The following is a 7,835-nucleotide window of genomic DNA, read 5'->3' as shown; positions in this document are numbered from 1 at the left end:
GCTCATGGCGGTCACACCCCAGTACGCCACCCGGAGTATCGGAACGTTCACCGTCGGGTGGGTCCAAGGCAACGGGCCGGCAGGCTATTTCGACGACCGCAACGAAGGCGACATGCTCCGAGCCCAAGCATCAACATCGAAAACGATTCGGGGCCAGCAGATGGACGTGCTCGCCTGGCCAGAGGGCTCCGTGGACATCGACCCGGCGTCTTCAGAACCCACACGTCGAGTGCTGAGTGAAATCTCCGCCGCGTACGGTGCCCCGCTCCTAATGAACGCCGCAACCACGAGAGGCGAGCAAACGTTCAACTCAACCATGCTGTGGACGACGGACGGTAGCGAGCAGAGCTACGACAAACTCAACCCCGTCCCGTTCGGCGAATACGTGCCCGACCGGTGGCTGTTTGAACGTCTCGCACCTGACCTTGTCAGTCTGATCCAGAGGGAGTACACCCCAGGCAGATCGGCGCCAGTGATGGATATAGGAGGCACCCGCGTCGGGCTGGCGATCTGTTTCGACGTCATCTACGACGACGTGATCTTCGATGCAGCACGGCAAGGCGCGCAGGTCTACATCTTCCAGACAAACAACGCCGACTTCCGCGGAACAGACGAGAACGTGCAGCAGCTCGCCATCGCGCGAATGCGAGCCATCGAAACCGGGCGCGCAGTGGTCAACGTCTCCACCGTGGGAACAAGCCAAGTGATCAACCCCGATGGGTCGACCGAAGAGACCATCGGGGTGGACACGGCCGCTGGCCGAGTGAGCGAGGTGCCGCTACGGGCGGGGATCACGCCGGCGAGCTGGCTCAGCCCCACCATCGAAATTGCAATGGTCGTTGCATCGGCCGGTGTGCTGTTGTGCGTTCGTCTGCGCATCCACGTTCGTGCGCGGAAACGGTGATGAGCTGGACAAACGGCAGACCGCATCGCGCACCCCGCGCGAGCAGCGCACGCTTGGCCTCCGATGCCAGGCTGCCCCGGCTTGGCTGTGACGGCCAGTTCGGATTGGTACCATCGCTGCGATGCCGGTAAGCACGGGACGCGCCCCACTTGGGGCCAGTACCGCCTCCGTCGTGAGAATGAGGATCATCGCCAGCCTCGTCCTAATCTTGATGTGTCTGCTCGCTGTATGGTCAAGCAGCCACTCTGATGCTTCCACGACCTCCGATGCGGCGTCCGCGACCCACACGTGGGAGAGCGATCAAGGTAGTCGAACAGTCCTCGATGAGCCCGCCGGTGACGTTGTCAACAGCCTGACGCAGGCTCTCCCAGCGGCGGCCGTAGCGCTATGCCTGGTAGGCGTGTGTGTGGCGGGAATGCTGCTGGAGCATCGCTTCCGTCTCATGCGGTCGAATCTCAATGTCATCCGCTCACCTCGACGCGATCAGCCTCACGTTTTACGTACCGTCCGCTCACACACCACGACGCTGAGCTTGACCGAACTGTCTCTCTCACGGACCTGACCCGTACCGGGGCTCCGAAAATCACACCTTCTCGGCTGATCTGACGCCAACGAAGTTGTAGTCGAACGCAACTTCCCACCCCTTCGGGCGCGGCCGTACAGGTGCACTCGGAGCGTTTCTGATCCGACGCTCGACGACTGCCGTGGGCGCCCAATCCCCGGGCGCCGCAGTCCCACTGAAAGACGCCATGCACACACTTTTCGCCCCCCGTTCGCCTCGCTGGTTCGCAGCCGCCGGCATTGCCGTGACGGCACTATCCCTGATGTTCGTTCTACCCGGTTCGCCGCCGGCTCGTGCTCACGACGCTTTGGTCCAGTCCTCCCCAGCAGCGGACTCAGTCGTCTCAGCGACGCCCGCTGAGGTGTCAATGACATACAGCGGGGAGGTCTTCGACGCCTCCAGCGCCATCGCGGTCGAAGTGATTGACTCCTCAGGAGCGAACGTTGCACTGACGCCTCCGGTCGTCGCTGACACGACGGTGACCCAGGCAGTGAAGCCAGTCACGTCTCCAGGCGTAGTCACGGTGCGATGGCGCGTGGTCTCCAGCGACGGTCACCCCATCAGCGGTGAGTACGCGTTCACGGTTGACGCTCCCGTAACGCCCACGGCGTCCGCCGAACCGGACCCCTCTGCAACCACGGGTGCCCCCTCCTCATCTGAGCAGAGCCCGGCCATCTCGTCGACACCAGAACAAAGCGCGACAGCAGACGCCGTGGCGGAGGTCGAAGAGCCACGGAGCGGAATCGGTCTTCCGCTGTTAGTGACTGGCGTCGCTGTCGTCATTCTGGGCGCGGCGGCGCTTGTGCTTTTCTCGTCCGGACGGCGTCGACGACAGCAGCAGGTGGGGCAGTGAAGGAACACCGTCAATGAGCAGTGAGATTTGGTCGACACACCAGTCACGCCCTCTAACGCGCAGGGAACGGCGCCACGCTGATGAGTTCAGGATGCGTGAGGCGCGGAGCTCCCACGGTCCTGAGGCCGCGCGCGCAATGCGCGCCCGCCCGCTTGTTGCGAGTGCGTTGGCGCTGGCGCTCATGTGTCCTCTGGCGCTGCCGGCGTACGCGGCCTCACCTGTCACGGACTCCGAGCCGACCTTGCAGCAAGCCGCTGCGGACGACTCACAACAATTCACCGTGTCCTCCGCGCTCCCCGCTTCGCCCCTGGACAGGCAGAGCTACGCAGCGACGTCTCAGGAAGAAATTCATCAGAAAAAGGCGCGAGAGGCTGCGGCGGCCGCGGCCGCCGCAGCACGCGCAGCTCGGCCCGCTACCACCTTCGCTGCTGAACGCGCAGTCCCCGTCCTCGCCGCCGGTAGCGGGGTTGTGCGCTGGCCATTGACCTCGACGTTCAGAGTCACGGACCAATTCGGAGCAAGAGGCGGGGCGCACATGGGCACCGACATGGTGACCGCGGGCGGCACGCCAATCTACGCGTCCGTGGCCGGGACAGTCGATGTCTCGAGCGAGAGCTATGGCGCCTACGGCGTCGCTGTCACCGTTGAGTCCGTCGTCAACGGCCAACGTATCCGGGCCGTCTACCCGCACATGCAGTACAACACCCGGCAGGTCGGCAGCGGCCAGGAAGTGCAGGCGGGCCAACTCCTCGGACTCGTCGGAAGCACAGGCCGCTCCACCGCAAACCACTTGCATTTCGAGGTGTCCGTCAACGACGTCACCGTGGATTCCCTGGCGTGGTTGGAAGCGAATGCTCAGTGACTAAACGCGCCATTACAAAGCGCGGCGGCAGGCGCCGCGCCGCACCGCAGCGAACGGCACTGCAAAAGAAACTCGACGATCGATACGGCCGCACTTCGCTTCCCTGGCGTCGCCGAGCTTTCTGGATCAGTGTTGCTGTGTTCGCGGTGGCTGCCATTGCCTACCTGGTCTGGATCACACTTCAAAATAGCTTGGACGACATCTCCATCGCCGAGACCGGCTACCTCGTCGTCGATGAGCGGGCTGTGACGGTGTCCTTTCAAGCCACCCCTCCCTCCGGCGCACGGTTCGCGTGCGCCATCCAAGCCCTGGACGAGGATTTCGGCGTCGTGGGGTGGCGGGTCGTCGAGTACGCCCCCTTCCCCGAGACCACTCGATCCTTCACCGAGCGCGTTCCGACTCTCGCCCTGGCAACCACCGGCACCGTCAAAGAGTGCTGGACAATCTAAGGATTCCACCCGTGACCGAATCATCCGCCCTCACCCTTGATGGGCTGTCCCTGCTGATGGTGTGGACGGCCATCGGCGTTTACGCGCTCGCCTTTGCGGCGTATGCCATCGACCTTGCCGTGCGCGTGTCTCGCGTCGAGGCGCCCGCTGCGGAACTCGTGACGGTCGGGGACGTGGCTCCACCGGTGGCGCCCCCGGCGGCCGCGGTGCAATTGCAAGTGCCGCCACGTGAGCGCGAACGTCTCGTATGGGCACGTATCGGAACCGCCCTCACCATTTTGGGATTCGCGCTGCAGCTGAGCGGGGATGTCCTCCGAGGCATCGCCGCAGCTCGTGTGCCGTGGGCGAACATGTACGAATTCGCACTCACCGGCACTCTTCTCATCGTCGGCGTGTTCCTTTTCGCCCTTCGGCGGTACGACCTGCGTTTCCTCGGCTCCTTCTTGCTTGGGATGGTCGTCCTTCTTCTGGGTGGTGCGACCTTGGGGTTCTACGTCGAGGTCACCCCTCTGATGGACCCGCTGCGTAGCGTGTGGCTTGTCATCCACGTCTTCGTGGCCTCCCTTGCGACTGCGCTGTTCGCCATCGCGTGCGGCCTGTCCGTGACGCAACTTCTGCAACACCGGCGTGAGAGTCGCCCCTCCGTCAACACGCGGCGGGGCCTGCTTCGAACCCTGCCCACCTCTGAAGATCTGGAAGCCCTGGCTTACCGGTTCGCCATCATTGGCTTCATCTTCTGGACCTTCACCCTGATTGCCGGCGCGATTTGGGCAAACGACTCCTGGGGACGCTTCTGGGGTTTTGATACCAAAGAGGTGTGGACTTTCATCATCTGGGTGCTGTACGCCGGGTACATCCACGCTCGTGCCACCCGTGGATGGCGCGGTAACCGTTCTGCGTGGCTGTCTATCGTGGGGTTCGCTGCGGTGCTGTTCAACTTCACCGCCGTGAACATGTTCTTCAAGGGTCTGCATGCCTATTCGGGGCTGAACTGATGCCTACTTCCGGCGCTAAGCTCGGGCACGCCCACTCGACGGTAAGGGTGGGGGCACCTGGCTCCACGCGGCTTCCGTCTCTGCAACCGCGCCGGTGGAACGTGTACCGCGTGATTGCGCTCATCATCCTCGTCGTCAGCGCAGTCGCTGCCTTGGTGTGCGCTCTCGCAGTCGGCGGTGGCGCTGCCCCCTTGCAACTGGCCGACGCCGGGCCCCTCGCACGGTGGGGGCTGCCAGTGTCAAAGCTCGTCGTGAACATGAGCGCCGCGGGAATGGGAGGGGCGCTCTTTGTCGCCTTGTTCTCGTTGCGCGTCGAACAGCGCGGGTTTGAATTGGCGTTGGATGTTGCTGCGCTATCTGCCGCCATCTTCACCGTGGCATCTGCTGCTACTGGCTTCTTCAGCTTCATGGTCATCTTCAACCCCGCTTTGAATGCCGGTCCCGAATTTGGGTCTCAGCTTGGCCGGTACCTCGTGCAGACCGAGGGGGGACGTGTGTGGTTGATGACGACCATCGCGGGTGCCATTCTCGCGGTGCTCACATTTGCGGTGCGTTCGTGGGGCGGGACAGCAACCGTGGCACTTCTCGCGCTGGCAGCGCTTGTCCCGATGGGAACACAAGGCCATTCAGGTGATGAGGCCTCTCACCAGCAAGCCACGACAGCCATCGTCATACACCTCATCGCCGCAGCGGTCTGGCTCGGTGGTCTGCTGCTGCTGGCGATCATTCGTTCCGTCACTTCCAAGAGTGAGATGGCGACAGTTCTGATGCGGTACTCCACCATCGCCGTTATTGCCTTCGCGCTCGTCGCGTTCTCGGGCACGGTTCGAGCCGCCATCGGCCTAGAAACTCTCGGTGCTCTCGCCTCCCCTTACGGCCTCATCCTCATCGTCAAGGTTGTAGCCCTCACCGCCATCGGTGTTCTGGGGGCGATCTACCGACTGCGTCTACTCCGAAGGATGCGCGCCAACCCCAGCGACGCCAAGACTTTCTGGCTGCTGTTGTGTGCGGAGTTGGGATTGATGGGGATGGCTAGTGGAGCGGCTGCCGCTCTCGCGAGAACACCGCCGCCGATTCTCCCCGAACCTGCAGGCGCGCTCACACCCGCTGAGGTACTCACCGGCGCTCCGCTACCTCCTGAGTGGACTATGTCGCGTTGGTTCACGGCGTGGAGCCCCGACCTGCTGTGGTTAGTTGCCGCCGTGCTCGGACTCATCTTCTACGTGAGCGCTGTGCTGCGGCTAAAGGCGCGTGGGTACCGATGGAACCCCTGGCGGGCGACCGCGTGGGTGGCAGGGACGCTCCTCTTGGTATGGGTCACTAGCGGAGCGTTGGGCGCTTACCGTAGCTACATCTACAGTGCGCACGTTCTTGGGATAGTCATTCTCCTTGTCGGGGTGGTGCCCCTTCTCGCAGCCGGGGCGCCAATCGAGCTCGCCCGCAAGGCAGCCCATCGCCGCGAAGACGGCAGCAGGGGAGGGTATGAATGGGCGCAGGTGCTCATGCATTCGCGAGGTGTGCGTTTCGCTTCGGCACCCGTGGTCGCTGTCCCGGCCACCGCGATGTTGATTTGGCTGCTTTTCAGTTCTGACCTCCTCCGTTGGACAGTAGGGGATCTCCTAGGGCGGCAAATGGCGACGGCAGCAACCCTCGTCGTGGGATCTCTGCTCGTGCGTGGCTTGATAGGTGGTGACGGGTCCAGCCGCCGGCCGACACAGATGAAGCTGCTGATGGTCGTCGGTTTAGCTGTGGCGATGGCGGTTGTATCTGTGTACATCTCTACTGCCGGTCTAGTAGCCGCCGACTGGTTCGGTGCGATGGGCCGCACCTGGGGTAGAGCACCAGCCGAAGACCAAGACTTCGGTGGAGTGGTGCTGGCTGCTGGCTCCGCGATCGCGGTCGTTCTGGGTGGGTGGGTGGTGTTCCTCTCCCGTGCGCGGTAGAACGACGTCCTAGATTCCTCATGCGGCGTGCGACAGAAGCCGTCATGGCTGATCTGAGGTGCTCTACCCGCTCAGCGGTGATGGTCGTCGTCGTGCTCCTCCTCGAGGAGCATCCCCACGGAGGTGGCGCAGGCGTCACCGCGCCATGCCTCGATACCCTCTCGGATTGCGAAGGCGGCGATGACGAGTCCGGCGATCGCATCGGCCCACCACCAGCCGAACAGGCTGTTGACAATGAGGCCGACGAGAACCGCGGCGGACAGGTAGGTGCAGATGAGGGTCTGCTTGGAGTCGGCCACAGCGGTTGCCGATCCCAGCTCGCGGCCCGCGCGTCGTTCCGCCAGCGAGAGGAATGGCATGATGACGACGCTGAGCGCGGTGAGCACGATTCCGACAGTGGAGTGCTGCACGTCGACCTGGCCCACGAGCGCGAGCACCGACGTCGCGGTGACGTAGGCGGCGAGGGCGAAGAACGCCACGGCGATGACGCGCAGCGTGCCCTTCTCCCACCGCTCGGGGTCGCGGCGGGTGAACTGCCAGGCCACGGCTGCCGCCGAGAGGACCTCGATCGTGGAGTCCAGGCCGAACCCGATCAGCGCAGCCGATGAGGCGACGGTGCCGGCGGTGATCGCGACGACGGCCTCAATGAGGTTGTAGGCGATCGTCGCGGTGACGATCCACTTGATGCGGCGTTGGAGAGTGTGCCGGCGGTCGTCTGTGGGGCGAGAGGTCGTGGTGGTCATGCGCAGGTGCAGCTTTCTCCGGCGCAGCAGCCCGGTTCGACATAGAGGACGACGCGTAGCAGCTCGTCCAAGGCGGGTGAGAGGTGAGAGTCAGCAAGCCGATACCAGGTGCGCCGCCCATCCGGCACAGCCTCCACGAGCCCGCACCCTCGAAGGCACGCGAGCTGGTTCGACATGACCTGTCGGGAGACGCCGAGAGCGTCCGCTAGGTCGGAGGGGTAGGCGGGTGCTTCCCGCAGTGCCAGCAGCACGCCCGCGCGCGTGGAGTCGGAGAGCGCGTGGCCGAGGCGCGCGAGCGCGGCGGTATGCGTCACGGTGGCAGTCGCAGTGGCTGTGGACACGTGTCGACAGTACAGGACTTGCTGAATAATCATCCCCGGTTGGGCGGCCCACTCCGGTGGACGCGCGCAGGGGGATGAATAGGAGTGTTGCGCTACATACCCTAGGGGGGTATGGTATCTAGGTGAACGGATACGAGGGCAACAAAGACGACCTCCAGAAGCGGCTGCGTCGCGTCGAGGGTC

General features: G+C 64.0%; 8 protein-coding genes. 6 read left to right on the top strand and 2 right to left on the bottom strand.

Features of this window, described 5'->3' with window-relative positions; translation table 11 throughout:
- From lnt to DBR36_RS15355, 6 genes are all read left to right on the top strand, one after another.
- The coding region (lnt, locus tag DBR36_RS15380; protein ID WP_108320600.1) for an apolipoprotein N-acyltransferase at positions 1-904 on the top strand (904 nt) is incomplete at its 5' end.
- 749 nt (positions 905-1,653) lie between these two features.
- Entirely contained in the window at positions 1,654-2,319 is a 666-nt protein-coding gene (locus tag DBR36_RS15375) for a copper resistance CopC family protein (protein ID WP_083709108.1), read from the top strand.
- Positions 2,320-2,854: 535 nt separating this feature from the next.
- Positions 2,855-3,181: a M23 family metallopeptidase gene (locus tag DBR36_RS18615; protein WP_239278227.1), complete on the top strand. Its 327-nt coding sequence runs from the start codon at positions 2,855-2,857 to the stop codon at positions 3,179-3,181.
- Positions 3,178-3,630: a DUF4307 domain-containing protein gene (locus DBR36_RS15365; RefSeq protein WP_256334328.1), complete on the top strand. Its 453-nt coding sequence runs from the start codon at positions 3,178-3,180 to the stop codon at positions 3,628-3,630. Before DBR36_RS18615 ends, DBR36_RS15365 begins: the two co-directional genes overlap by 4 nt.
- Before the next feature lie 11 nt (positions 3,631-3,641).
- Entirely contained in the window at positions 3,642-4,625 is a 984-nt protein-coding gene (gene ccsB / locus DBR36_RS15360; RefSeq protein ID WP_256334329.1) for a c-type cytochrome biogenesis protein CcsB, read from the top strand.
- A gap of 236 nt (positions 4,626-4,861) precedes the next feature.
- Positions 4,862-6,568 (top strand): cytochrome c oxidase assembly protein, encoded by a 1,707-nt coding sequence (locus tag DBR36_RS15355; protein ID WP_176776671.1) that lies wholly within the window; start codon positions 4,862-4,864, stop codon positions 6,566-6,568.
- A gap of 71 nt (positions 6,569-6,639) precedes the next feature.
- Here the strand turns inward: DBR36_RS15355 and DBR36_RS15350 are convergent, their stop codons facing one another.
- Both DBR36_RS15350 and DBR36_RS15345 read right to left on the bottom strand, forming a co-directional pair.
- On the bottom strand, positions 6,640-7,311 hold the full coding sequence (locus tag DBR36_RS15350) for a cation diffusion facilitator family transporter (RefSeq protein WP_076677837.1): 672 nt from the start codon (positions 7,309-7,311) through the stop codon (positions 6,640-6,642).
- On the bottom strand, positions 7,308-7,685 hold the full coding sequence (locus tag DBR36_RS15345; RefSeq protein ID WP_076677834.1) for a helix-turn-helix transcriptional regulator: 378 nt from the start codon (positions 7,683-7,685) through the stop codon (positions 7,308-7,310). The genes DBR36_RS15350 and DBR36_RS15345 overlap by 4 nt, the downstream gene beginning before the upstream one ends.
- Between the last annotated feature and the right edge of the window lie 150 nt (positions 7,686-7,835).

Source organism: Microbacterium sp. HMWF026, assembly GCF_003061325.1.
Classification (GTDB): Bacteria; Actinomycetota; Actinomycetes; order Actinomycetales; family Microbacteriaceae; genus Microbacterium; species Microbacterium testaceum_E.
Note: the sequence above shows the minus strand (reverse complement) of the source record. Positions and strands in the feature narration are given on the sequence as shown.

Excerpts from the sequence above, each read along its gene's own strand:
- DBR36_RS15375 (WP_083709108.1), top strand. The coding sequence starts at position 1,654 with ATGCACACACTTTTCGCCCCCCGTTCGCCTCGCTGGTTCGCAGCCGCC.
- DBR36_RS18615 (WP_239278227.1), top strand. The coding sequence starts at position 2,855 with ATGGGCACCGACATGGTGACCGCGGGCGGCACGCCAATCTACGCGTCC.
- DBR36_RS15350 (WP_076677837.1), bottom strand. The coding sequence starts at position 7,311 with ATGACCACCACGACCTCTCGCCCCACAGACGACCGCCGGCACACTCTC.
- DBR36_RS15345 (WP_076677834.1), bottom strand. The coding sequence starts at position 7,685 with ATGATTATTCAGCAAGTCCTGTACTGTCGACACGTGTCCACAGCCACT.